This window comes from Sporolactobacillus pectinivorans, from assembly GCF_002802965.1.
GTDB classification, from domain to species: Bacteria; Bacillota; Bacilli; order Bacillales; family Sporolactobacillaceae; genus Sporolactobacillus; species Sporolactobacillus pectinivorans.
Genome location: NZ_NXGA01000012.1, coordinates 1 through 636 on the forward strand (window position 1 = coordinate 1; position 636 = coordinate 636).

Below are 636 nucleotides of genomic sequence, written 5' to 3' on the forward strand. Positions count from 1 at the left end.
ACAAAAATATACTAAACCAATCTGATTTAGTAGTAACTCTATGTAGCGATGCTGATCAAAACTGTCCTGTATTGCCGCCTAATGTAAAGAAGGAACATTGGGGATTTGACGATCCTGCTGGCAAACCTTGGTCAGAATTCCAACGTGTTAGAGATGAAATCAAAGCAGCCATTGACTCATTTAAGGCTAGATAAATTTTAAGCGTCTCAATATCATTGAGACGCTTTTTAATAGACTTTTTATTATAAAATAACTTCAAAATATCAACTTAATAATTGCAACGACGATTAAAATACATATTATCGTTTTTTGAATATAGTCAGGTATTTTCTGACCCATTTTCATACCTAGATGCGTAAATAGTATACTACCTAAAATTAACGGTATTGCANACTATTGATAATACCCCTGTAATAATTTAATCATAAATGCTCCAATAGAAGAAATGAATGCAATTACAATACTATTTGTAACCACCATGTTCATTGGTAATTTAAATATAACAAGTAGTACTGGAATAATAATAAATGCGCCACCAGCTCCTACAATACCAGATACCAAACCGATGATACCACCTATTGTAATTAAAAGTAGACGATTAAACTTAATATGACTAGTAGATGGTGTAACTTTTAT

At 31.5% G+C, this 636-nt stretch carries 1 protein-coding gene and 1 pseudogene; one reads left to right on the top strand and one right to left on the bottom strand.

All coding sequences use genetic code 11. From position 1 onward, the window contains the following. On the top strand, positions 1-194 hold a 194-nt coding region (locus COP04_RS19255), incomplete at its 5' end, for an arsenate reductase/protein-tyrosine-phosphatase family protein (protein WP_476749558.1). A gap of 61 nt (positions 195-255) precedes the next feature. Here COP04_RS19255 and COP04_RS19260 read toward each other — a convergent pair. Continuing rightward, a pseudogene (locus tag COP04_RS19260) lies at positions 256-636 on the bottom strand (sulfite exporter TauE/SafE family protein); the annotation flags it as partial.